This window comes from Echinicola shivajiensis (genome assembly GCF_018642165.1).
GTDB classification, from domain to species: domain Bacteria; phylum Bacteroidota; class Bacteroidia; order Cytophagales; family Cyclobacteriaceae; genus Echinicola; species Echinicola shivajiensis.
Genome location: NZ_JAHHZM010000008.1, coordinates 107,082 through 132,909, shown reverse-complemented (window position 1 = coordinate 132,909; position 25,828 = coordinate 107,082). Strand labels below are relative to the sequence as shown.

Here is a 25,828-nt window from a genome sequence, read left to right as displayed (position 1 = left end):
CTTATCTAATTAGTGTAAATACTCCTCCTTCTTCGATTACGTTATTTTCCAAATCTTTGAATTGGACCTTGTAGACATAATTGTCCGGCGGGAGAATAGCTCCTTTATAGCTGCCATCCCAGCCTTTGCCTTCTATCTTGGTTTGATGATAAATCAGTTCGCCCCAAGTATTAAATATGCTTAATTCTAACTCGCTTATGTTTTTGAACTTTGGAACGAAATAGTCATTTAGACCATCCCCATTGGGGCTGAATGCATTGGGTATTTTAATACTTGAACTATTGTCTTCCACTTCTATGGTGTTGGAGTAAGCAGAGCTACATCCATATAGATTATGTACCCTTAGTGTAACTTCGTACTCCCCTTCTTTTACAAATTCATGGACTGGGTTGGCTTCTTCACTACTTGTTCCGTCTCCAAAATCCCATTCCCATGCAATAACTTCTTCAGGTGTATTACTTCTGAAAGCCACTGGTTTTCTGGCGATAATTTCCTCACTGGTAGAAAAACCTTCAAGCTCATAGGTAAAATTGGTTCTGGCTAGGTTTGAAGGGAAATCTACTTTGGCTGAGCTTTGGGTGGTACAGCCTTTAGAATCGGTGATCGTCACGCTTATTTCCTGTGCCTGATTGAAAGAAATTTCATCTTGATTCTTGGTGCCATTATGCCATTCGATTTTGTAGGGAGGAAGGCCGCCTTCAATATTTAGCCATGCTGTTCCTGTGGCTGAGCCATTTCCACAATCCACGTTCACCATGGATAAGATTCTGGCATTCATAAGGCTGGCATCACTAAGGTCGATGCTTTTTTCAGCTATACAGCCATTCGCATCCATGATAGTTGCAATATAGGTTCCTGGCTTGAGCTGGCTTCTTTCTCTAATGTTTTCATCAGTGTCGCTCCACTTTACTGTATAAGGCGTTGCTCCTCCTTCTATGGAAAGTGATATCCATCCATTTTCGGCCCCATTGCAGCTAATATTTTGTTTTTCAACTGCTACCTGCAATGACTCTGAATCTTTTATTTGGAAGGTCTTGCTAATACTACATCCTGAGGCATCTTTGATTTCGACGCTGAATTCTCCGCTAGGGAGTTGATCCAAGTTGGCGCTTTTGGCTCCATTGGACCATTCGAATTCATAAGGAGCCTGTCCCCCTGAAATATTCAGTGAGATGGCACCTTTGTCTGTGCTGCCACAACTGTTGTGTACTAGGGACTCCGCTATATTAATAGGGCTGCCTTTTTCTTCTATGGTAAAATATAAAGTCGTGCTACAATTGTATTTGTCAAAGATTTCAACTGAATGGTCACCAGCTTGCAGGTTTTCAGCTTTGGTGGAGCCTTTCAGTCCATTGCTCCATTCGTAACGGTAAGGATCTCCCCTTCCCACTACTACTTTTATTTCCGCAGTTCCGTTGGCAGCGCCACAGGTAGCAGCTTCAGTTTGAAGCAATTTTCCTATTAGTGGATAGGGCGGCTGAATAAGGATCTCTTTGGTGAGTTCTAATCCATTGGCATCAGTAATGATGACAGTATACTTTCCTGCATTGAGATTGTCTATCGAAGAAGTGTATTGTTTGATAGATGGCCATTCGTATTGGTAAGGTGAAACTCCCCCAGAAACGTTTAGAATAATATTCCCTTTTTCTTCATAAGAACATAGTGCAAGCTTTCCACTTACCTCTACGGCAAGAGCGGAAGAGGCATAGCTGTTACTGTTTGTCCACAAACAAATACCAAGGACAAATGCAAAGAGACAAAGAAGCCTAGACCCATATATATATGGACTTTTCTGCATATGATTAACGTCGAAGAAATAATTATTAATCCGGGTAGATTATCGTTGGTTATTTGCATTTCGAAACAGGAAAAACGTGTTTCAGTATTTGAAACAATATTTTATGAATTTCATATTTAAATAATTGAAATTTGTTAATTCCAGTTTCTATTTATAATAAATGAAATAAAAAACATATAAACAAAATAAAGTATGGCGCAGCTTCGTTCAGATAGTGCTTTCTAAAAAGTGAAAAACGAAAGAAATCGGAGTAAAAAACAAAAAATAAGTTTTTAACAGCAAAAGTATTGGTGCTATCTGTTATGTTAAAATTTTGATATTTTTTAATATTTTTTTTGCGAAAAAATAGTTTTCATGAAAAAGTTGATAAAAACCAGTTGTCTGGAGAAAAGTACCTGGAGGAAAATTCTCTAACGGAATGACAAGAATTTAATGACTGATGGGGATATTTTCCTGAGAATTCGGTGAAGTCTCAGAGGCTTAGCCTTTTAAATTTTTTAAAGGGTGCCTGAGTTGGAGGAAATTTTCTGCAGTTCAGATTTCGACTAAAAAAGAAAAGCTCGGAGAGTTGGCTCCGAGCTTTTGTAATTATTACTACCAGGCTTGTGCAATGGTTTATACTCATCGCTAATTTAAATATATCCTGTTAATGCTCAAAGAATTATCAGTTAATAATTAGATAAATTGATAATTCTACATAATATTAATGTCTATTTGATGTTTTAAAATATCCTCAAATGACTCTCTTTTTCTGATCAAATGAGCTTTTCCATCTAATACCAATACTTCAGCAGGGCGAAGACGGGAATTATAATTGGAAGCCATGCTAAAACCATAAGCTCCGGCGTTTTTGATGGCCAAAACATCACCTTCTTTTACCTCTTTTAATTTTCTGTCTGCTGCGATGGTATCGGTTTCACAGATATACCCTACTATGGTATAAACTCTATCTGGCCCATTTAGCCTTGAAATATTCACTACACCATGATAGGCATCATACATCATTGGTCGAATAAGGTGGTTAAGTCCTGAGTCTACTCCAATAAAGGTCGAAGCAGGTGTGGATTTGATAACATTGGCATGGACCAATAGATAACCACATTCACTTACCAAGAATTTCCCAGGCTCAAACCAGATTTCCAGCTCTCTTCCATATTCATTGCAAAACTCTTTGAAAGCAGCAGAGACCTTTTTGCCAACATCCTGAATGTCAGTGGTAATATCTGCTTCTTTGTAGCCAACTTTAAAGCCTCCCCCAAAATCCAAGAATTTCAAATCTTTGAACTCTCTGGCAGCATCAAATAAAATCTCAGCACCTTTTAAGAATACCTCGGCATCCAAAATATCGGATCCAGTATGGACATGTAGTCCAATCACTTGTAAGTTGTGTACTTCTACTATTTTAAGTACGTGCTTCAATTGAAGAATGGAAATACCAAACTTGCTATCTATATGCCCAACGGAAATTTTGGCATTTCCTCCAGCCAAAATATGTGGGTTTAAGCGGATACAAATAGGCACAGTGTTGCCATAATAGGTGCCAAAATGCTCCAACATTGGAATGTTGTCAATGTTGATCATCACTCCAAGGTCTACGGCTTGCTGGATTTCTTCAAAGGAAACACAGTTTGGCGTATACATGATCTCTTCTGGAGTGTAACCAACGTGTAGACAAAGTTTTACTTCTTCTATCGAAACTGCATCCACACCAGTACCAGCCTTCTTCATCAACTTCAGGATATTGATGTTAGAAAGTGCCTTAGTAGCATATTTTATCTTCAGATTTACTGTAGAAAATGCACTTTTTAATGCGGCTACTTGATCCAATATTTTTTGTCCGTCATAGACATATACTGGAGTGCCGAATTCTTTGGCGATGTCCAAAAGTGGAACACCCTGAATCTGATACTGTTCGTTATTGATAGTCATGATACATGATTAATTAAGTGGGCAAAGATAGAAAAGGCCGGGCAACAAAAAAAGGAAGGCATTGCCTTCCTCTTTGAAATTTAATCCACTAACTTATAATTTAAACTTATCAATTATTTTTTTTGGCTTCTTTTAGCTCTTTAACCAAATCCTCCAGTCTTTTGATGGTTTCATCCACTTCTGCATCATCCATTTTGATATGGCCTTCTTCATCTTTTTCAAAGGCAAAAACCTCTACTTTTTTGTCTTGGCTAAAGATTTTTGCGTTTCCACCTTCTATTGTCTGAGCATCGAATTCAAAACTAGGATATTGAAATCCACTCTTTCTTTCTATCACTCTAACTTGCTTTCCATTCTCATTCAGTATTTCCACATTGACATCATCGTCTCTATCCACCCAAGCCATATGTTTGCCAATCGCCAATCTTTTTTGAGTCATTTTCATAGTCGAAAGGCTGATCTTTTTGTCATTGATGGTGGTTTCCAAGACCAACTTGTCATGTTGTCCTTTTGGAAGGTCTAGCTTTAATTCCTTAAAGAAGGGATCCTTTTCCATGATCTCGCGGTTGTCATAGGTCTTAGAAATATTTTCCTTCACGCCATTTTTTTCAGAGGTGACATTGAGGAAATATTTGGTTCCATTTTCAGTATCCTGAGCAAAGGAAACTGAAGAGATGGCAAAGCAGCAAAAAACTGCCATAATCCAATTTAATTTCGTTTTCATAGCGATATGGGGTTAGAGGGAACTTTGATTTTAAGAAATGATCTATCGATTAATTATGTTATTAATTAAATCAATAAGTTGATGAGTATAAAAGTACCTGATTTCGAAATAAAATTCTATGCTTGGCCTGTTAAGCCTTGTTAAAAATTGTTAAGGTTCCGGCATACTCCATATTTACCAGTAAATTTGTAATATGTCTAAGACAAAAATGAAAATAATAATTCTGTTAATGTCCCTTGCGTGCTTGGGCTTGGTGGCTTTCCAATACTATTGGGTAGCCAATGCCATCAAGATCAATCAAGAGCGATTCGAGCAGAATGTGTACCAGTCTTTGGCGGCCAGTATTGCTAAATTGGAAAAGGGAGAGACCAGTGAAATTATCCTGAACGCAATGGCAAAGGACAGTTCTTTCCAAAAGGTCCTGTTCCAAAAAATTGAGCCGATTGAATTTAATATCAAAAGGCAGGTCTCCATAGAGCGAAGGCCTTCCGTTTTGGATTCTCTATTTAAGGAAACCGTTCCACAGGTATCACAGACCTTTAGGAGGATGATTGCATCCAGAAATGGAAAGCCTCAAGATCAATTTGAGCTGCAGAAGTATTTTGAGCTTCCTCCTTCCATTGCCAGTCAGTTATTCACACCTGATGAAATGATTATTTATCTTCAGGAAAAAGAAAAATACCTTGAGTTTGTAGCTAAGCGGGACAGTTTTGCTTTGGTGCAGGATTATAGTTTAAATAGGGAGGCATTGATCACTGAGGAATATAATATTTCAGAAAATGCTGCTGAAAATATCGTAAAGGCCAATAAAAAAATCGAATTGGTGGAAGTCGTAATGACCCAGTTACTGGCAGATGCCAAAATTAGTATTTTAAACAGGGTGGATACAGCTGCTTTGCATAGGGACATTAAATCGCAGCTTAGTAAAAGGGGTATTAATGGACATTTTGAACTGGCAATATTGGACCATGAAAATTCGCTGATAGGGATTAATAATATCGCTGATCCTAAATTCTTTTTGGCCAATGGCCTGAAAGCAGAGCTTTTTCCTGGTGATTTGGTAGGAAAGGAAAATTTCATGATGATCAATTTCCCTTCAAAAAACGCCTTCTTGATCAGTCAAATTTGGCTTCCTTTATCCAGTTCACTGGTATTTCTACTAATCATCATTTTTTGTTTTGTGTATGCCATAAAGGTGATTATCAGACAGAAAAAGCTTTCTGAAACTAAGAATGATTTTATCAATAATATGACCCATGAGTTCAAGACACCTATTGCCACGGTCAGCTTGGCAGTGGAGGCATTGCAGGATCCAGAGTTGGTCAATCAGGATGCCTTTAGGAATAGGTATTTGGGCATTATTAAAGATGAAAATAAGCGCTTAGGTACACAGGTAGAAAAGGTGCTTCAGGCTGCCGCTTTGGACAAGAAGGATTTCAAATTGAAATTTGAACAGGTGGATTTGGTGAGCTTATTGGAGGATGCCAAGAAGCATTTTGAGCTACAGGTAGAGAAAAAGGGTGGTGTTATAAAGATGGATGTCGCTGTGGAAAACCCTTACTTAGAAGCTGATGCCTTTCACTTGTCCAATATCATCAATAACCTTTTGGACAATGCCACCAAATACTCCAGGGAAGAGCCGGAGATTTTACTTAAATTGGTAGAGAATCCAGAAGGCTTTACCATCACCATAAAAGATAATGGGATGGGCATGTCAAAAGATTCCGTTAAGAAGATTTTTGATAAATTCTACCGGGTCCCTACCGGAAATGTTCATGATGTAAAGGGATTTGGCTTGGGATTGGCCTATGTCAAAACAATGGTGGAAGAGCACCATGGAGAGATTTTTGTTGAAAGTGAAATCAATAAAGGAAGTACATTTACCATCAATTTACCCCGAAAAAAATGAGTAAAGCTAGACTTTTGGTCGTAGAAGACGACCCTAACTTGGGAGATATCCTTCAGGAGTACTTGACCATGAAAGGATATGATACCGCATTGTGCAGAGATGGAGAAGAGGGCTGGAATCAATTTAAGAAAGATAAGTTTGACCTATGCATATTGGATATCATGATGCCCAAAAAGGATGGTTTTACGCTTGGGAAGGATATAAAGAAGATACAGGAGGATATTTCCATTATCTATTTGACTGCTAAGAATATGAAGGATGATGTAATCGAAGGGCTGAAAATTGGTGCTGATGATTATATCACCAAACCATTTAGCATGGAGGAATTGTTGCTAAGGATAGGGGCCATTCTTAGAAGAACCCAAAAGGGTAATGAGGCTCCAGCTAGTTTGAAGAATTATAATTTGGGTGATTTGGTATTGCACTATGATGAACAATTGCTTGAAAGTCCCCAAGGCAAGCATAAATTGACTTCGAAAGAAAATGAGTTGCTAAGGCTTTTGGCTTCTGAATTGAATAAGCCTGTCAATCGAAGCTATGCCCTAAAGCAAATTTGGGGTGATGACAGTTATTTTAATGCCCGCAGTATGGATGTTTACCTCAGTAAGATCAGAAAGCTGTTAAAGGCAGATCCTAAAGTGCAGATCATCACCATCCATGGTGAAGGGTTTAAGATGGTAGTAAAAGAAGCGTAATAATAAATGGCAAATAATAAGGGCTGCAATTCACTTGTAGCCCTTGTTGATTGTCCTCTATTACAGGTCACTCGCTTTTATTTTTCTTCCTTCAAAAATTGGATATTCCTTTGTAGGCCTTTTAGCTTAGTTCGTTTAACTGCTGATTTTTGAAATACTTTGCTGAAAGTTTCTTGGGTGATTTCTTCCCAGTCTTTATTGGTCATCTTTTGGAGTTCGGGATGTGGCAGAAACTCTGTTTCCTGATGAGGTTGGGAGAATCGGTTCCAGGGACATACATCTTGGCAAATGTCACAGCCAAACATCCAGTTTTCAAATTTCCCCTTCATGGAGCTGGGCAATTCATCTTTCAATTCTATGGTGAAGTAGGAAATACATTTAGAGCCATCCACCACTCCAGGTTGCACTATGGCATCGGTGGGGCAGGCGTCTATACACCGAGTGCAACTTCCACAATAGTCTTTGTTCATAGGGACATCAGGGCTTGCCTTGAGATCAATAATCAACTCAGCCAAAAAGAAGAAGCTCCCCATCTTTCTGTTGAGCAAAAGGCTGTTTTTACCCTGCCAACCTAGGCCGGATTTCTGGGCCCATTGCCTTTCCATTACCGGAGCAGAGTCCACAAAGGCTCGGCCTTCAATATCTCCAATAGCTTCTTTAAGCCTTTCCAAAAAGATTTTTAATTTGTCTTTAATGACAAAATGGTAATCCTTGCCATAGGCATATTTGGCTATTTTATAATCCTCGTTTCCTTCGGGGAGCTTTTGCTCAGGGTAATAATTATAAATCAAGCTGACCACTGTCTGGGCGCCATCCACCAGTTTACGAGGATCCAGCCTTTTGTCAAAATGATTGGCCATATAGGCCATTTCTCCATGGTAATTGCGGTTCAACCAAGCTTCTAATTTTGGGGCTTCTTCCTCGAGAAAATCTGCTTTGGCGATACCACAATATTCAAAGCCAAGTTCTTTGGCCAATTGCTTTATGGTAGTGGCATTTTTCTCATTTTGATTCATGGAAAGCATCTCTTTAGGAGAAATAAAGGGTAATTCGCCTATTGGTCACCAAACAGCGGTCCATTCTGTCCTCCAAAATTGGGACGAATATTAAGGTGCTTATAGGCCAATTCAGTCGCAACTCTTCCTCTTGAGGTTCTTTTTAGATAGCCTTCTTGGATCAAAAATGGTTCATAAACTTCTTCAATGGTTTCGCTTTCTTCACTACAAGCAGTAGCAATAGTAGAAATGCCCACTGGGCCACCTTTAAATTTATCAATGATGGTCATTAGGATACGGTTGTCCATTTCGTCCAGTCCATTTTCATCTACATCCAAGGCATTCAGGGCCATCTTGGCAATGTCAATCGTAATAGTGCCGTTTCCCTTGATATCTGCAAAATCACGGGTTCGACGCAAAAGTGTATTGGCAATCCTAGGGGTGCCTCGGCTCCTTCTTGCAATTTCATAAGCTGCAATCTCGTCAATGGGAGCTCCCAGAATATTGGCCGATCTGGTTACGATGGTTGTCAATAATTTGGCATCGTAATATTCCAGCCGGGCATTGATTCCGAACCTGGCCCTTAGGGGAGAGGTCAAAAGCCCTGAACGGGTGGTAGCTCCGATGAGGGTAAAAGGATTCAAGGAAATCTGTACCGAGCGGGCATTAGGTCCAGAGTCAAGCATAATATCGATTCGGAAATCCTCCATAGCAGAATAAAGGTATTCCTCTACCACGGGATTTAAACGATGGATCTCATCAATGAAAAGCACATCCCCCTCATCCAGATTGGTCAGTAAACCCGCAAGATCAGAGGGCTTGTCCAATACTGGCCCAGAAGTGATCTTCAAGCTGCTTTCCAGCTCATTTGAGATAATATGGCTCAAAGTAGTCTTTCCTAGACCTGGAGGGCCATGAAGAAGAACGTGATCAAGCGGTTCTCCCCTCTTACGGGCAGCTAGCACAAATACCTGGATATTGTCCACGATTTTTTGCTGACCAGTAAAGTCATCAAAGCTGAGGGGACGTAGGGCTTTTTCTATTTCCCTGTCGGTATGGCTCATATTTTCATTTTCGCCGCTTAGATAGTCTTCTCTCATATTCTCCTTTTTCCTTGGATACAAATATAGAAAAATCAAAGTAGGAAAAAGTCAGTGCCCAAGGACTTGTGCCAGACTTTTGGAGACAATTAAAAAAATAAAAATTAACTTTCGGGAAAATTTCCTGATTTACATGCAAAAGAACGCCAGAAAAAACATTATTTATTCCATCATTCTCCTTTTGGTGGTTTTCCTAGTATTTCTTTACAGACAGAACCAAATGGCTCCTAAAGCCCCTGAACCTGAAAAAGAAGGGAAAATGGTGATCAGCGGTCAAACCATGGGGACCTCGTACAGGATAGTTTATCTGGATTTGGAAGACCGGGATTTTACGGCCTCAGTAGATTCTCTTTTGGAAGTTTTCAATGAGTCCCTTTCCACTTATATTCCAGAATCTGAGCTTAGCCGTTTTAATCAGGGAGATACCTTGTTTTTTGAGTCAAAATTTTTCCCTACTGTACTGGGAAGAAGCAAGGAAATTAATCAGCAGACTGCTGGATCTTTTGACCCAACGGTTGGTCCTTTGGTAAATGTTTGGGGTTTTGGGCCAGAGGGTGCCAATCCAAAAGACAGTGTGAATATTGGGGCATTGCTAAAAAAAGTGGGTTTCGACAAAATCCAATTTGATAAGGAGAAGGTTTGGAAAACACAGCCGGAAGTCTATTTGGATTTCAGCGCAATTGCCAAGGGCTATGGAGTTGATGTGGTCGCGACTTTTTTACAAAGCAAGGGTGTCAAGGATATGTTGGTGGAAATTGGTGGGGAATTGGCTGCTAAGGGAACCAATGAAAATGGAGAGCTTTGGAAAGTCGGTGTAAATCAACCTAGTGAAGATATTAGTAATAATGATATCTATAGCATAATAGGACTGAATAACCGTGGAATGGCCACATCTGGGAATTATAGGAATTATTATGTCAAGGATAGCGTTAGGTACTCTCATACTATCGACCCTAAAACCGGTTATCCAGTAAATCACCAGTTATTGTCAGCAACTGTTTTGGCGAAAGACTGTATGACAGCTGATGCCTTTGCTACTGCCATGATGGTGATGGGCACAGAAAAGGCGATTGCTTTGCAGGAGAAAACAGCGGATATCGATGTGTTTCTTATTTATGATGAAGAAGGAGTAATGAAAACCTATATCAGTGAGAAGCTGAAGCCTTTTGTTTCTTATATTAAGGGAGAAGAGAATTAAATTAGGTAACAATCATTGTCCTATTGATTAAGATTTTAAATTATCTGGGGTTTTATTCCAAATTCTCATTTAGAAGAAGGCGGATAATTATATTGAATAACCTATGATCGGAAATTTTCTAATACTTTTTTTGTCAGCCATGATTGCAGGTTTGCTAGCCTATGCCATGCCTCAATGGAAGGAAAAGAGTTTCAAATTGATACTGGTTTTTGCAGGGTCTTATCTTTTTTCTATTACTGTATTACATATTCTACCTGAGTTGTTTGCCAATAAAGACTCAGCTTATTATATGGGCTTATATGTGTTAATAGGCTTTTTGTTGCAACAGGTATTGGAATTTCTTTCTTCAGGTATAGAGCATGGCCATATCCACCATCATGGTACAGGTAAAAATACTGTTTGGATGGTGATGATAGGCTTGTCACTACATGCCTTTTTGGAAGGGACTTTGTTAAGTCAACAGCCTTCCCTTTCAGGGCATCATCATGGTACGGAAAGTTTATTGTTGGGAATTATTATGCACAAAGCTCCCGCTGCTTTTGCTTTGGTAGCCGTGTTGATGAATAACTTAAAAAGGAATAAGGTGTTAATACTATTATTGGTTTTTGCATTGGCTTCTCCTCTAGGTATGCTGTCTAGCCAGTTCCTATTTGCACAAAATATATTAGGTACCGAAGCAATAGACCTATTATTTGGCCTTGTTGCGGGGGGCTTCCTACATATTTCTACTACTATCTTTTTTGAAAGTAGTCCTCACCACAAATTTCATTTGAATAGACTACTGCTGAGTTTGCTTGCAGCTCTTTTGGCAATAGCCACGGAATATTTGATCTAAAGGGAGGTTAAGGACATTCCATTATAGAAAAGGCATTTGCAACCATTGCAGGGACATTGTAAGGGGCATAAATGGCTTGGCAAATAACTGGATCGCTCAGCGCTGAATCCCTTTCGGGGTCGAAATCACGGACATTGTAATAACCACTGTTGATATTCTGAACACCATCGTTCGAAATTAACTTGATCACATTATGATAGCTCTTCCCGTCATAGTAGGTGATGTCTTTTCCAACACCGCCAGGACTAATGATCTCTACTAAAATAAAATCAGAACACTGCTCTGGCCCTATGACATTTGCTTTAACACAGGAAGGAAACTCATCATCCTTATTACAGGAAAGAAGACCAAAGACAATTGAAAAAAGTAAAAGAAAATAAGGCCTCATAATTCCGGTTATAGTTTTATTATATGTTGTCGAGACGGTGGCATTATCTGTTTCGCTACAATGTGGTATTTTTTTTCAATCTTTCTCATTTATTCTCGCTTTTGGTCGATTTAAAGAAAAAATGTTTGGCAATAGTCTGGATAATCAGTGTATTTATTGTTATTTAAAGGTTTGATATGAAGTGGCTAGTGTTAAGTTGATGACCATTCAAAGGATTGGTTGTTGAGGATGCTTTCTGCTTCAAGTCTTTTAATTTAACCCCAAATACCCTTTTCTGATCATGACTCATCAAGAAAAAATGAAGGCCTACTGGAGGAAGAACGTGAAAATTCTTTTGTCTCTTCTAGCAGTTTGGTTTTGCGTATCTTTTGGATGCGGTATTTTACTGGTAGATTTTTTAAATGAATGGCATATTGGCGGCTTTAAATTGGGCTTCTGGTTTGCCCAGCAGGGCTCTATTTATGTTTTTGTGTTATTGATTTTTGTTTATGTCTGGCTTTTGAACAGGCTGGACAGGGAATTTGATGTACACGAATAAATTTTTCTAGCACAGTAAAAATAATTAAATCATGGATATTTTAGTTTGGACTTATATTCTGGTAGGGCTTTCTTTTGCCCTATATATAGGGATAGCGATTTGGACCAGGGCTGGTTCTACCAAAGAATTTTATGTTGCAGGAGGAGGAGTGTCTCCCTTGGCAAATGGGATGGCAACGGGGGCTGACTGGATGTCTGCCGCTTCATTTATTTCAATGGCGGGAGTAATTTCCTTTGCGGGCTATGATGGGTCTGTTTATTTGATGGGCTGGACAGGAGGTTATGTGTTGCTGGCTCTGTTATTGGCTCCCTATCTGCGCAAGTTTGGAAAGTTCACGGTGCCTGATTTTGTGGGGGATCGATATTATTCCAATAAGGCAAGGGTAGTAGCTGTCATTTGCGCTATTTTCATTTCATTCACCTACGTAGCTGGTCAGATGCGAGGAGTAGGGATTGTATTTTCTAGGTATTTGGAAGTAGATATCAATACCGGCGTGGTCATCGGGATGTGTATCGTATTTTTCTACGCGGTCTTGGGAGGTATGAAGGGGATTACCTATACTCAGGTGGCTCAATATTGTGTGCTGATCTTTGCTTTTATGGTGCCTGCCATTTTTGTTTCCATGCAGTTGACCAGCAATCCTATCCCTCAACTTGGACTGGGAGGAACTGTGTCTGATGGGACTTTTCTATTGGATAAGTTGGATGGAGTATTGACCGAATTGGGTTTTAACGCATATACGACTGGTCAAAAACCAATGATTGATATGTTTGCCATTACATTGGCTTTGATGGTGGGAACAGCTGGTTTGCCGCATGTAATTGTCCGGTTTTTTACTGTGCCTAGAGTGAAGGGTGCCAGATTATCGGCAGGATATGCACTGGTCTTTATTGCGATCTTATATACTACTGCTCCTGCTGTGGCAGCTTTTGGGATATATAATGCCATTGATTCAGTCGCTGAGAAACCTGTGGATGATTTACCCGAGTGGGTAGAGAATTGGCAGCAGACACAACTGATACAGATAGATGATAAAAATGGTGATGGAACGGTTCAATACCTTGCTGAAGCTGATAAAAATGAACTGACCATTGATAAAGATATCATGGTATTGGCGAATCCAGAGATAGCAGAATTGCCCAATTGGGTGGTAGGATTGGTGGCTGCAGGAGGAATGGCGGCAGCGCTCTCCACTGCAGCAGGTTTACTTTTGGTAATCTCTACTTCCGTGTCGAGGGATCTGGTAAAAAACTTCAATCCGGGGATTTCTGATAAAAAAGAATTGATGATCGCCAGGGCTGCTGCGGCAGTTGCTGTGATAGTAGCAGGTTATTTTGGTGTTAACCCTCCTGGTTTTGTTGCCCAGGTGGTGGCTTTTGCCTTTGGCTTGGCAGCGGCTTCATTCTTTCCTGTGATTATAATGGGAATTTTTTCCAAAAGGATGAATAAGGAAGGAGCAATAGCTGGAATGCTAACTGGATTGGTTTTTACGCTTTCTTATATCATTTATTTCAAGTTCGGTACGAATTTGCTGGGAGTACCTGCAGAAAACTTAACTGAGGATCATTGGTTATTTGGGATTTCCCCAGAGGGAATTGGTTCAATCGGAATGCTATTGAATTTTGCGGTGAGTTTTGTGGTGTCCATGATGACACCTGCTCCACCTGCCGCTGTTCAAGAGATGGTGGAGGACATCCGCATTCCTAGGGGTGCAGGAGCGGCACAGTCTCATTAGTTTTTGTTAATTAATATTAACTTGGATATCTATTTGGGATTCGTCGCGTTATAGTTTACAGTTATATGACTATATACAGATAAGTTAGTTTCTCACAGATTGCACAGATTTTCACGGATAAAGAATCTTTAGTAGATACCTTTGAAATCTTTGAGAGGCTATTTTACAATTATGGGTATCAGTATAATTGTTATACTTTAATAAAAAATCAATTAAGTTTTAGACATGATGATTTAATACAATGAGACCTAATCTTTTTCGAAATATTTCTTTAATGGATTGTTTGTTTTTCGAAATATTAGAAATAGCTTGAGGATCCAAAAAGGACAAAACAAATTAATAATAAAACCTAAAATTTAATTTATAACATGAGTGATAGAATCCACACCCTTAGTGGTTATTTTCATGAATATCAAAAAAGTGTTACTGAACCGGAACAGTTTTGGGCAAGGATAGCAGATTCCTTTCACTGGAAAAAGCGTTGGGATAAAGTTTTAGACTGGAATTTTGAGGGTCCAGATATAAAATGGTTTGTCAATGGTAAGCTAAACATCACCGAAAATATACTTGAAAGGCACCTTTTTATCATGGGTGACCGCCCTGCCATTATTTGGGAACCAAACGATCCCAATGAAGAAGGCAGGACTTTGACATATAGGGAGCTTTATCATGCAGTATGTCAGTTTTCCAATGCACTAAAATCCAAGGGAATTGGAAAAGGAGATAAGGTGATTATCTATATGCCTATGGTACCAGAGGCAGCCATTGCCATGTTGGCCTGTGCAAGGATTGGAGCTGTTCACTCCGTGGTCTTTGCGGGTTTTTCAAGCAATGCATTGGCAGATAGAATCAATGACTGTGAAGCCAAAGCGGTATTGACCTCAGATGGGAACTTCCGTGGCACCAAAAAGATAGCTGTTAAGGCCGTTGTGGATGAGGCTTTGGAGAAAACTACCACGGTGGAGACCGTTGTAGTTTATAGAAGGACCAAGCAAGAGGTCAATATGGTAGAAGGAAGAGATATTTGGTGGAATGATGCCATTGCAGGTCAACCTGACACCAATGAGGCAGAGGTAATGGACAGCGAGGATATGCTATTTATCCTTTATACTTCAGGATCTACGGGTAAGCCAAAAGGGGTGGTACATACCACTGGCGGTTATATGGTTTACACCAAATACTCATTTGAAAATGTATTCCAATATTCACCAGGTGATGTTTATTGGTGTACAGCTGATATTGGCTGGATTACCGGCCACTCTTATATAGTTTATGGACCATTATTGGCAGGAGCAACCTCTATTATGTTTGAGGGAGTTCCTACTTATCCCGATGCCGGAAGGTTTTGGGCTGTGGTGGATAAATATAAGGTGAACCAGTTTTATACCGCTCCAACTGCCATCAGGGCATTGGAAGCACATGGTACTAAGCCTATTGAACCTTATAAATTAGACTCTCTGAAGGTATTAGGTTCCGTAGGAGAGCCAATTAATGAGGAAGCGTGGCACTGGTATCATACCCATATAGGTAAGAATAGGTGTCCAATCGTAGATACTTGGTGGCAAACCGAAACTGGGGGGATTATGGTGTCTCCTTTAGCAGGTGTTACTCCGACCAAGCCCGCTTATGCAACCTTGCCACTTCCAGGTGTTCAATTGGCCATAGTTGATCCGGAAGGGAAAGAGCTGAAAGGAAATTCTGTAGAAGGTAATCTTTGCGTGAAATTCCCTTGGCCTGGAATGATCAGGACGACTTATGGAGATCATGAGCGTTGCAAGCAGACTTATTTCTCTACCTACAAAGGCATGTATTTCACAGGTGATGGTGTCAAAAGGGACCATGACGGATATTACAGAATACTTGGAAGAGTAGATGATGTAATCAATGTGTCCGGTCATAGAATGGGTACTGCTGAGGTGGAAAATGCCATCAACGAGCATCCTAAAGTGATAGAATCTGCAGTAGTGGGATATCCTCATGAAGTAAAAGGACAAGGAATCTATGCCTATGTGATCTGTGATATGAAAAATAGGACAGAGGAAAACCTTAAAGGAGAAATTAAGGATACCATTAGTAAAATCATTGGGCCTATTGCTAAGCCGGACAAAATCCAGATTGTACCGGGATTGCCTAAAACGCGTTCTGGTAAAATCATGAGAAGAATCTTAAGAAAGGTGGCAGAGGGATCCATGGATAATATGGGCGATACCTCTACGCTATTGGATCCGTCTGTAGTGGATGAAATCATCAAGGGCAGGATTGAGTAAAAACTGAATGATATGAATTTGAAGCCGTTTCTTAATTTAAGAAACGGCTTTTTTAATTTTAAGCAACTGAGGTCAATTTACGTTATGCCTTCACTAAGCTTTCTTTCTACATGCTTTTACCTTTCAATGGTTTTTAAGTAGATTGCCTGCTAATAGGAGCCATGTTGGGGTATTTACCTAATTAATATGCCAATAGCCCAAAATCAATAACCATGTCAAACGTCATTGTCAACAGGGTAAAGGAGTTTTTATTTCGATATCCTCCTTTCAGTTTTCTTTCAGATGAGCTTTTGGAAAGTGTCGCCAAGGAAGTGGAGTTGATGTATTTCAGCAAGGAAGAATATATTTTTCGGAAAGGAAATATGGCCAATCCTCATTTTTTTGTTTTGAAAGAGGGTTCAGTTTATCTGACAGAAGAAGATTCCGGGAAAATGGTTGTGAAGGATTATTGTGATGAGGGAGATGTATTTGGCGTAATGGCCCTTTTGGGAAACAGGCCTTATGTCTTAAATGCCTATGCTGCGGAGGACAGTCTTTTATATGCCGTTCCTGTAGATATTTTTAACAAGATCCTTAAAGAAAACAGTGAGGTCAGTTTATATTTTGCAGCTGGATTTGCGGCAGGCCAGGTAGTGGTAAGGACAGATCTCTCCCAATCTCAAAAGGCCAGAAAATTATTTAAGGATGCTTCCTCAGACCATGGTCTATCTTTGTTTTTGGAAAATGGAAAGGTCAATTTCCCTACAGAAGTACTCAGCTGTCAAAAAGGTGCAAAGATAAGTGAGGCTGCTCAGATGATGCACAAAATGGATGTGGGATCTATTGTAGTGCTGGATGATCAGGGACATCCGATAGGTATTATTACAGATAAAGATTTAAGAAATAGAGTGGTGGCCACGGGCTTGTCAGTGGATGCCAAAGTGGAGGAAATAATGACCTCTCCAGTGATGACCATGCACCATAAAAGTAATTTTCCGAGCCTTTATTTAATGATGATCAAGCATCACCTCCATCATTTGATATTAACTGAGGATGGTACAGATCAAAGTAAGATAACAGGAATACTTTCTGATCATGATGTATTTCTATCTCAAGGAAACAGCCCTGCGGTCTTAATACATGCTTTGATGAATACTTGGGAGGTAGAGGAAATGAAAGTGATCAGAGACCGGGCAGAAAACCTACTTGCCTATTATTTGGAAAATGAAGTAGCCATCGATTTTATCGCCAATATCATTTCTGAAGTAAATGATGTGATCATAAGAAGGGCCATTTTATTGGCTAAGAAAAAATTGGATGCCAAATATCCAAAGGCCTCCAAAGTGCCATTTTGCTTCCTCTCTTTGGGTAGTGAAGGCAGACAGGAGCAGTTACTGAGGACAGACCTGGACAATGCCTTGGTTTATGAAGATGTGGAGGATGCTGAACAAGAGGAAACCAAGGACTATTTTCAGCTACTTTCACAGGAGGTGATAGATATTTTACTGGCATGTGGCTTTCACCCTTGCCCAAGTAAGGTCATGGCCAACAACCCAAAATGGTGTAATTCACTTTCAACCTGGGAGTCTTATTTTAGTGAATGGGTAAATTTGCCAGATGAGGAATCCTTGATTAAGGCGACCATATTTTTTGATTTTAGGCCAGTATATGGAAATAAGGAACTCGCAGAGGCAATGACCAATTATATCTTCAGGGCTATTGACAAAAGGGAAGTGTTTATGAGCTTTTTGGCGAATAATGCCTTGTTGAATCCACCTCCATTAGGTTTTTTTAGGAATTTTATTGTAGAAAAATCCGGGGAACACAAGGATCAGTTTGATATTAAATTGAGGGCCATGCTACCTTTGGCCGATGCTGCTAGGCTTCTGATTTTAAGCCACCGACAAAAGGGCGTCAACAATACTTTCAAAAGGTTCGAACTATTGGCAGAATTGGAACCCCAAAATGCAGAGGTTTTTAGGGAAGCTGGAAAGGCTTATGAAATATTTTTGCGCTTAAGGGCCTTGGAAGGTATAGGCTCGAATTCATCTGGAAGATATATCAGTCCTAGTTCCCTGGGGAAGCTTCAGCGCCGAATGTTGAAAAATGCCTTTTCCCCGATTCATCAAATTCAGGAAATGTTGGCATTGAGGTTTCAAACTGATTTTATTGACAGGTAAATGAGTTGGTTGGATATTTTTCGAAAAAAACAGGAAAAAATTCCTGAAGTGAATCAATATGAGGCGTTGTTTGAAGTTGAACTTTCCAAGAAAACACCTATTAAAGATCTTTCCTTTGTAGTTTTGGATACGGAAACAACAGGTTTGGATGTGAAAAATGATCATGTTTTGGCTTTTGGAGGAATAAAAATCATCAAGGGGCGAATCAAGGTGGACACAAGCATGGAAAGTCTATTGTTTTCTACCAAGCAAAATGTATCCAGCATAAAGATTCATGAAATCATTCAGTCCAATGACGCCATGCCCATTGATGATTTTGTGAAACAACTGCTCCCTTATTTGGGTAAGCACATCATGGTAGCCCATCATGCAGGCTTTGACCAGGCCATGCTGGAGAAATTAGCAAAACCATATGGACTGAGAAAGATCCTAAACCCTGTGGTGGATACAGGAGACTTGGCTATCCGCATAGAACATGGTATGCCCTATGACCCCAGCCGAATCAATTTGAAAGATTATAGTTTGGATGCTTTGTGTGAAAGGTATAATATTTCTATCCATGATCGTCATACAGCTGCTGGCGATGCTTTTTTGACCGCCCAGTTATTGTTGAAGCTACTGAAAGAGGCTGACAAAAAAGGGATTAAGACCTATGGGGATTTGATGAGATATTAAATAGAGTACTAAGATGCAAGTATTTAGTAGCAAGATTAGCGAAAAGAGTAAAGAAAATTTCCCTTTTAATCCTTAAGCTTTACTTCCATCTGTCCTGTTGATTTAAGATAGAGTCTGATGTCTTCCTTGGTGGTATAGATCCCTTCCACCTCCAAGGCAGGTCGGATCACTCTAAAAGAGGCAAATTTGGTATCTATATAGCCCTGCTGTTGCAATTCCATTCGGGCTTCTTTGATATAATTCCCAATTGGATAGCTGGCATATTTCTGAATTTCCTCCAACAATTGTCCCTGCTTCATCCAGCTAGCACTATTGGCCAAAATATTTTTCGTGTTGAGGTCAAAGTCGATTTCTTCGAAAACAATGGCCTCTCGTAATGGGTCATAAGTTGGTTTACCTACTAAATAAATATTACCTGAGATATTTTTTTTGCCTGTTCTGTTGACTACAAAATCCACCTTCACCAAGGCTTTATTACCAAAGTTTTGGGTTTTAAATGCTTTTGGGATTAACTGGGTGCTAGCGTCCATCTTGAAGGATTGGCCTGCCAACATATCGTTAAGGTATTTGTCCATATCCTGATAGGGTATGGATAGTGGCAAGGTGATGTCAAGGTAATTCTCACTATCATCATTATAGTATAGTCGTGGCAAAGGACTCAGCTCAACAAGGGGTTCTGAGCCTATTTGGGTAAATACCTCTCCTTCTATTCCTATGGTCAACTCCAGCTTCTGATCTGTGGTGAATTTTTCTTTTACTTTTATTTTATGCGGGACTGTATATACATAAGCGTCAAATCCTTCGTGTTCAATTTTTACTGGTCTACCATAAGCTTCCCAAGTTTCCTGAATCATGTCCCTAAAACTAATTCTGGTAAGATTATCTCCCGTAAGTTGATCGTCGAGCATCTTTTCAACGTGTTTTTCCAACATGGGTTCAAGGTCAAATTCATACCCCAGCAAATTGTACTTGAGCGACCTTCCCCAACTCTCAATATTAATATTGGAAATGCCGATATCCCAATTTCTGCCAATTTCCGAGATAAAGCTAACCCTTGGTTTCAGTCCTTCATCAAAGGGGATCGCTGTGGAAATGGTTTGTCCGAAGAGCTTCTTTTCTATATTGATTTTGCCTTTAAGCTTGAGTGGTATTTCTATTTCCAATTGCTTTTGTCCAGAAGCGCTGAGCGCAATATCTCCGGTTCTGCTTACTTCCAAATCAGCCATCAAGCCATTGCCCATGTCCAACCCTTGGTCACTATAAAGCAATTGACTTAATTCCCGATTGAGGTTTTTTTCTATGTATCTAAGGGGGATTTCAAGAGGTACATTCACTTTAGAAATGGCCTCCGGAAGAACGACAGGAGCTCCTTCGTATTGGGGTTTTTCTGGATTGATACCTTTACAGGAAATGATCAGCAATATTAAGCCGACAACAAATATGTTACTTTTCATAATGGACTTTTCAGGCCTACAAGATTAATAAATCATTTGGACTTTGGGGAGTTAGTGGTGAAGTCTTTGCCATTATCATGCCTTAAAATTTCTTAAATTCTTTTTTTGAGACCAATTCTTTAATGAAATGAATTAAAGGAAGTTAATTTAAGCAGTGCTTGATGCTGTAGGAGAGTATAATGAGTGGATTACTCAAAAAGTTAGGAGGCTTCTTCTAGGTTTATTTTGTTGATTTCCATTATCTTCGAACCAAAATACCCCTCAAGCTTGTTAGGGCTAGGAGAAACAAAATTTGAATTAATATGGCTTGGAAATCAATTGATAATTTGGAGCAAATCCAACAGCTTAAAGAAGAAAGCAAAAACCAACCGGTTTTGATCTTTAAACATTCAACCAGCTGCTCTATTAGTGGTATGGCTTGGAACCGTTTACAAAGGAACTGGCAGGACCAGGATTTTGAAAAGGTCAGTCCGTATATTTTAGATCTATTGAGCTATAGAGAAATATCAAATGCCATAGCAGAAGAATTTGCTGTAGAGCATGAGTCTCCGCAAGTTATACTGGTAAAGGACGGAATGGCGTATTATGATAACAGCCATATGGGGATCAATTATCAGGATATTATCGGGCAAGTTGGCTAATCATCCAATTCTCAAAAATCATATTCAAGGTGTCTTCAAAATCTGATGGCACCTTTTTTATTTTTTCAAATAAGCATAGTTCTACTTTAAATCTATTTTTTACCATCCGTCAATAAAAACTGAAGTTCAGGTATTATTTTCTGCCTTAGTTTTAAACGTCTGTGGCTTTGCGATGTCTAATAAGCATCAAATGCACGATTTATGAAACAGACAATTATCTTCTCAACTTTTGGATTATTATTCTTTCTACTTGCTTTTGGGTCAATAGCGCAACAGAATGGTGGCAGGGAAAGAGGAGTACGCGGTATGGGCTCATTTAATATAACAGGGACTGTATTGGATGCTGAATCAAAGGAGCCTTTGATTGGTGCCAATGTAATGTTGAAAACGGAAACTGATAGTTTAATGACTGCAGCCGTTACTGATGGGAAGGGCGCTTTTTCCATTTCCCGTCCCAGAATTTCTCATCTAATTGTAGAGATTTCATATATAGGTTATACCAAATTGAGGAAAGTGGTAGATCAGCGTGGTCCAGTGGATCTGGGAGCGCTAAGCTTGATGGAGGATAGCAATGAACTTAATGAAGTGCTGGTAGAAGGTCAAGTACCTGTTGGGGAAATGAAAGGGGATACCGCTGTTTTCAATGCTGCGGCCTTTAAGACCAAGGAAAATGGATATGCAGAAGACCTGATCAAGAAAATTCCAGGTGTGGTAATAGAAAACGGGAAGATCCAGGCCCAAGGTGAGGATGTCCAAAAAGTCCTAGTGGATGGAAGGGAGTTTTTTGGAAATGATCCCAATATTGCCCTGAAAAACCTTCCGTCAAATATGATTGATCAAGTGGAGATTTTGGACCAAAAATCTGATCAATCCAGGCTTACAGGCTTGGATGATGGTAATTATGCCAAGACCATCAATATCATCACCAAAGGAAATATGCGCAATGGATATTTTGGGAGACTCTATGGTGGATATGGTACAGATGAGCGTTACTCTGCAGGAGGTAATATCAATTTTTTTAAGGGAGATAAAAGAATTTCCATCATTGGTTTGTCCAATAATATCAACCAACAGAATTTCTCCTCACAGGATCTGCTAGGGGTATCAGGAGGAGTGGGCGGAGGTCGCTTTAGAAGACGTGGAGGTGGTGGAGGAAATGATAACTTCCTCACAGGAAATAACAATGGAATTGCCAAAACAAACTCATTAGGTTTAAATTACAGCGATAAGTGGGGTGATAAAATCAATTTTACAGGAAGTTACTTTTTCAACCATTCCAATAATAACCTGATCCAGAATACGAATACTGAAACGGTGATTTCCGAGGACAGGAGACAGTATTACCAAGAAAACCTGCTTAGTAATACCAAAAATGAAAATCACCGGATTAATGCTAAAATCGAATACGATATTGATGACAGAAATTCTCTGATTATAAGTCCAAGTTTAAGCTGGCAGAATAACAAAATGTTCAGTGATGAATATGGGCTGAATTTGGATCAAAATCTAGATTCTTTGAGTGCCGCCCAGACGATCAATAATAGACTGACAGATGGCTATAATATTTCCAATAATCTTACCTATCGCTATAAGTTTGATAAGCAAGGCAGGACAATAAGTACGAATATTTATACAGGATTGAATGAAAGGGACCAATTTACAGATCTACTTATGGCCAACCGTGATTTTGTGAGAAACTCTGTGGATACGGTTTTCCAGCAAAGCAATGCACTATCTGACGGATTTAATTATAGGGCTAATATTACCTATACAGAGCCAATAAGTGAAAAATCCATCATGTCTTTCGATTATCAGATTGGAAACAATAAAAGCTCAGCTGACCAAAAAACCTTTGTGTTGGCAGAAGAACAAAATTTAATGATCTTGGATACAGCATTAAGTAATGAGTTTGATAATAAGTTCACAACTCAAAAAGCTGGCCTAGGTTATCGTTTCAGTGAAAATGGCTTCAATTTTAATTTAAATGTGGATTATCAAAATGCCCAATTGAATAACCAAGCCTTTTTTCCGGAGGAAGCGACATTTAAAAGAAGTTTTAATAATGTTTTGCCCAATGCGAGTATCATGTATCGGGACAGGGAAAGTGGAAAAAATATGCGTTTCCGCTACAGAACCAGTACAAATGAGCCCAGTGTCAACCAATTGCAAAATGTGATCAATAATAATAATCCATTGCAGTTGAGTGTGGGTAATCCTAGTTTGGGTCAAAGCTATAACCATAATTTCTTTATGAACTATGGAAAGTTTGATATGGAAAGATCCAAGACCATGTTTTTGTTTGCTACAGGTTCATTCACCAATAATTATATTGGAACACATACTTACGTGGCAGAAAAAGATACTTTGATCAATGGAGAGGTGCTTTTGCGAAAAGGAGGTCAGATCACCCAGCCTGTTAATTTGAGTGGCAATTGGAATGCAAGGCTGTTTTTTAATTATGGTACTCCTGTAGAGAAATTGAAATCGAATTTGAACCTGAATTCCAGTGTGAGCTATAACAGAACACCCGGCTTGATCAATAATGAACTGAATTATAATAATAATATCGGTTTGACCCAACGATTTTCCCTTACCAGCAATATTTCAAAGGATATTGATTTTACGGTTTCTACTGCCGCGACATATAGCATAGTCAAGAGTAGTCTGCAAAGTAATCTGGACAATAATTACTATCAGCAAAACTCTAATGTGCAGCTTTATTATTCTCCTAATGATGGAAAATTATTCTTTAATACCACCATGGCCAACACTCTTTATACTGGATTGTCTGAGGGTTTTGATCAGAGTATCTGGTTATGGAATGTTGAAGGGGGATATCGGTTCTTGAAGGATAATAAAGGAGAATTGAAATTGACCATTTTTGATATTTTGGGCCAAAACCAAAGTATCAATAGGACGGTATCTGATGTGACAGTTTCTGATGTTTATTCCAATGTTTTGACCAGCTATGGTTTGGTGACCTTTACTTATATCATTGGCAAGTTCAAACAACCAGAGGGAGGAGACGAAAGAAGAATACCAGGAGGTTTTGGACCGCCAAGAGGTGGTGCCAGAAGTTGGTAAGTTAGCGATATTATAGGTTATAGTTATATGTTTTAGAAATGCAGGACGTTGTGTTCTGCATTTCTTTTTTTGCCTCTATCCTATTTGTATATAATATTCAACCCTTGTTACTGCAGCCCTCCCAATCTCACCATTCTTCTACTTTGAGCAAGGTCGGGGGATGCGTTTATAAAACAGAAATAATAGCATCATACCATATCAAAAAGAGCTTGAACCTACTTGTCAGATGCCAGTAACTGTAAAAATATCCCAAGAAAAATCTTCTTGGGATATTTTTACAGTTACTAAGTTTGAAGGTTCGAATAAGAGTCACATGCTTGGTAGCAATACTGCATCCACTACATGAATAACACCGTTTGACTGAAATACATTGGGGATTGTTACCTTAGCTTTATTTCCACTTATATCCGAAATATACAAGGAACCATCTTTCATCCAAGCAGTAAGCTCTTCACCTTCCACAGTAGTCATTATGGCTTTTCCGTCACCTTTTTTTATGGCTTTCATGATGTCTTTAGCACTCATTTTTCCTGCTACCACATGATAGGTAAGCACATTGGTCAGGGCTTTTTTGTTTTCTGGTTTTAACAAAGTTTCTACCGTTCCTTCAGGAAGTGCATCAAAGGCCTTGTTGACGGGAGCAAAAACTGTAAATGGTCCATCACCTTGTAAAGTCTCCACCAAGCCAGCCGCTTTTACTGCAGCTACCAAAGTGGTGTGATCATCTGAATTTACCGCATTTTCCACAATGTTTTTAGTGGGGTACATAGGGGCTCCACCTACTTCTACAGTTTTTTTCGATTGGGCAAATGCCTGGAATGCACCTAGCACAAAAAATGCCAGCAAGGCCCCTTGTAAAATTTTTGTCGTTTTCATGAGCATATCATTTATTGTTTGAAAGCATATACGCTGCACTTTATAATCATGGATTGTATTCCTGTTTAAATTCCATTTGAAAGGAATTCAAACATTTTATTATTGGACTTGTTTTATAAGTATGTCAAATTATCTAATCATCGGGGCCTCATCAGGCATAGGAAAGGAGCTGGCAAGGCAATTGGTTAAGGAGGGAAACCAAGTTTGGGGCAGCTATAATCAACATCAGGTAAAGGCTCTCTCGGGAGTGAATTTTTTTCCATATGATGTTATGAAGGATGAGTGGAAGAATGAAGAAATACCTGATGAATTGCATGGGCTGGTTTATTGTCCAGGAAGCATCCAGCTCAAACCTTTTGGCCGGATTAAGGAGGCGGCCCTGTTGGAAGATATACAGCTCAATGTCAGCGGAGCAGTTAAAATCATTCAAGGAGTATTGCCCAAGTTAAAAAAGTCAGATTGGGCTTCCATTGTTCTTTTTTCAACAGTAGCAGTGCAGTTGGGGCTTCCTTTTCATAGTCAGGTGGCCATTTCAAAGGGAGCTATAGAAGGCTTGACCAAGGCCCTGGCCGCTGAACTAGCCCCCGGTATTAGAGTCAATTGCATTGCTCCTTCTCTGACAGATACTCCAATGGCAAGTTCTTTGCTTTCTTCAGAGGAGAAAAGGGAAGTGAATGCCAAGAGGCATCCCTTGCGAAGAATTGGCAAGGCAGAAGATATTGCAGCGATGGCGGCATTTTTACTTTCGAATAAGAGTTCTTGGATCAGTGGACAAATTATGCCCGTGGATGGCGGAATGTCCTCAATTAGAAACTAAAATTATTTTTT

20 protein-coding genes are annotated in these 25,828 nt (G+C 39.5%); 12 read left to right on the top strand and 8 right to left on the bottom strand.

Going from position 1 to position 25,828, the window contains the following annotated elements; genetic code table 11:
• Position 1: 1 nt before the first annotated feature.
• From KMW37_RS14255 to KMW37_RS14245, 3 genes are all read right to left on the bottom strand, one after another.
• A complete protein-coding gene (locus KMW37_RS14255) occupies positions 2-1,798 on the bottom strand; it encodes a T9SS type B sorting domain-containing protein (RefSeq protein ID WP_215225315.1) in 1,797 nt (598 codons plus the stop codon).
• 693 nt (positions 1,799-2,491) lie between these two features.
• Complete coding sequence (gene lysA, locus KMW37_RS14250; RefSeq protein ID WP_215225314.1) at positions 2,492-3,727, bottom strand: diaminopimelate decarboxylase; 1,236 nt, start codon at positions 3,725-3,727, stop codon at positions 2,492-2,494.
• A gap of 109 nt (positions 3,728-3,836) precedes the next feature.
• A complete protein-coding gene (locus KMW37_RS14245) occupies positions 3,837-4,451 on the bottom strand; it encodes a hypothetical protein (RefSeq protein WP_215225313.1) in 615 nt (204 codons plus the stop codon).
• A 208-nt stretch (positions 4,452-4,659) separates the two neighbouring features.
• Between KMW37_RS14245 and KMW37_RS14240 the strand changes: the two genes are divergently transcribed.
• Both KMW37_RS14240 and KMW37_RS14235 read left to right on the top strand, forming a co-directional pair.
• On the top strand, positions 4,660-6,360 hold the full coding sequence (locus KMW37_RS14240) for a sensor histidine kinase (protein ID WP_215225312.1): 1,701 nt from the start codon (positions 4,660-4,662) through the stop codon (positions 6,358-6,360).
• Positions 6,357-7,055 (top strand): response regulator transcription factor, encoded by a 699-nt coding sequence (locus KMW37_RS14235; protein WP_215225311.1) that lies wholly within the window; start codon positions 6,357-6,359, stop codon positions 7,053-7,055. Before KMW37_RS14240 ends, KMW37_RS14235 begins: the two co-directional genes overlap by 4 nt.
• A 77-nt stretch (positions 7,056-7,132) precedes the next feature.
• On the opposite strand, the gene queG is transcribed toward KMW37_RS14235, so the two are convergent.
• Both queG and ruvB read right to left on the bottom strand, forming a co-directional pair.
• Positions 7,133-8,071, bottom strand: a complete 939-nt coding sequence (gene queG / locus KMW37_RS14230; RefSeq protein ID WP_215225310.1) for a tRNA epoxyqueuosine(34) reductase QueG — start codon at positions 8,069-8,071, stop codon at positions 7,133-7,135.
• 38 nt (positions 8,072-8,109) lie between these two features.
• Positions 8,110-9,150, bottom strand: a complete 1,041-nt coding sequence (ruvB, locus tag KMW37_RS14225) for a Holliday junction branch migration DNA helicase RuvB (protein ID WP_215225309.1) — start codon at positions 9,148-9,150, stop codon at positions 8,110-8,112.
• Between the two features lie 133 nt (positions 9,151-9,283).
• Between ruvB and KMW37_RS14220 the strand changes: the two genes are divergently transcribed.
• Both KMW37_RS14220 and KMW37_RS14215 read left to right on the top strand, forming a co-directional pair.
• Positions 9,284-10,348, top strand: coding sequence for an FAD:protein FMN transferase (locus KMW37_RS14220; protein WP_215225308.1), 1,065 nt, complete (start codon positions 9,284-9,286; stop codon positions 10,346-10,348).
• A gap of 103 nt (positions 10,349-10,451) precedes the next feature.
• On the top strand, positions 10,452-11,183 hold the full coding sequence (locus KMW37_RS14215; RefSeq protein WP_215225307.1) for a ZIP family metal transporter: 732 nt from the start codon (positions 10,452-10,454) through the stop codon (positions 11,181-11,183).
• A gap of 7 nt (positions 11,184-11,190) precedes the next feature.
• Here KMW37_RS14215 and KMW37_RS14210 read toward each other — a convergent pair whose 3' ends face one another.
• A complete protein-coding gene (locus tag KMW37_RS14210) occupies positions 11,191-11,571 on the bottom strand; it encodes a hypothetical protein (RefSeq protein ID WP_215225306.1) in 381 nt (126 codons plus the stop codon).
• Between the two features lie 280 nt (positions 11,572-11,851).
• On the opposite strand from KMW37_RS14210, the gene KMW37_RS14205 reads away from it, so the two are divergent.
• The 5 genes from KMW37_RS14205 (at position 11,852) to KMW37_RS14185 (ending at position 18,945) form a co-directional block, all read left to right on the top strand.
• The gene (locus tag KMW37_RS14205) at positions 11,852-12,109 is read left to right on the top strand and encodes a DUF4212 domain-containing protein (RefSeq protein ID WP_215225305.1); all 258 of its coding nucleotides are present in this window, start codon (positions 11,852-11,854) and stop codon (positions 12,107-12,109) included.
• A gap of 31 nt (positions 12,110-12,140) precedes the next feature.
• Complete coding sequence (locus KMW37_RS14200) at positions 12,141-13,844, top strand: sodium:solute symporter family protein (RefSeq protein ID WP_215225304.1); 1,704 nt, start codon at positions 12,141-12,143, stop codon at positions 13,842-13,844.
• A gap of 368 nt (positions 13,845-14,212) precedes the next feature.
• Positions 14,213-16,111 carry an acetate--CoA ligase gene (gene acs / locus KMW37_RS14195; protein ID WP_215225303.1) on the top strand — a complete coding sequence of 633 codons (1,899 nt, stop codon included), beginning with the start codon at positions 14,213-14,215 and terminating at the stop codon, positions 16,109-16,111.
• 212 nt (positions 16,112-16,323) lie between these two features.
• Positions 16,324-18,270 (top strand): DUF294 nucleotidyltransferase-like domain-containing protein, encoded by a 1,947-nt coding sequence (locus tag KMW37_RS14190; RefSeq protein WP_215225302.1) that lies wholly within the window; start codon positions 16,324-16,326, stop codon positions 18,268-18,270.
• Entirely contained in the window at positions 18,271-18,945 is a 675-nt protein-coding gene (locus KMW37_RS14185) for a 3'-5' exonuclease (protein WP_215225301.1), read from the top strand. It begins immediately after the preceding gene.
• 65 nt (positions 18,946-19,010) lie between these two features.
• On the opposite strand, the gene KMW37_RS14180 is transcribed toward KMW37_RS14185, so the two are convergent.
• Positions 19,011-20,399: a DUF4403 family protein gene (locus KMW37_RS14180; protein WP_215225300.1), complete on the bottom strand. Its 1,389-nt coding sequence runs from the start codon at positions 20,397-20,399 to the stop codon at positions 19,011-19,013.
• 302 nt (positions 20,400-20,701) lie between these two features.
• Between KMW37_RS14180 and ytxJ the strand changes: the two genes are divergently transcribed.
• Entirely contained in the window at positions 20,702-21,040 is a 339-nt protein-coding gene (ytxJ, locus tag KMW37_RS14175) for a bacillithiol system redox-active protein YtxJ (protein WP_215225299.1), read from the top strand.
• 201 nt (positions 21,041-21,241) lie between these two features.
• A complete protein-coding gene (locus tag KMW37_RS14170) occupies positions 21,242-24,124 on the top strand; it encodes an outer membrane beta-barrel protein (protein WP_215225298.1) in 2,883 nt (960 codons plus the stop codon).
• 309 nt (positions 24,125-24,433) lie between these two features.
• Here KMW37_RS14170 and KMW37_RS14165 read toward each other — a convergent pair whose 3' ends face one another.
• Complete coding sequence (locus KMW37_RS14165) at positions 24,434-25,000, bottom strand: fasciclin domain-containing protein (protein WP_215225297.1); 567 nt, start codon at positions 24,998-25,000, stop codon at positions 24,434-24,436.
• Between the two features lie 121 nt (positions 25,001-25,121).
• Here KMW37_RS14165 and KMW37_RS14160 point away from each other — a divergent pair, with 121 nt between their 5' ends.
• Positions 25,122-25,817 carry an SDR family NAD(P)-dependent oxidoreductase gene (locus KMW37_RS14160; RefSeq protein WP_215225296.1) on the top strand — a complete coding sequence of 232 codons (696 nt, stop codon included), beginning with the start codon at positions 25,122-25,124 and terminating at the stop codon, positions 25,815-25,817.
• Positions 25,818-25,828 lie beyond the last annotated feature (11 nt).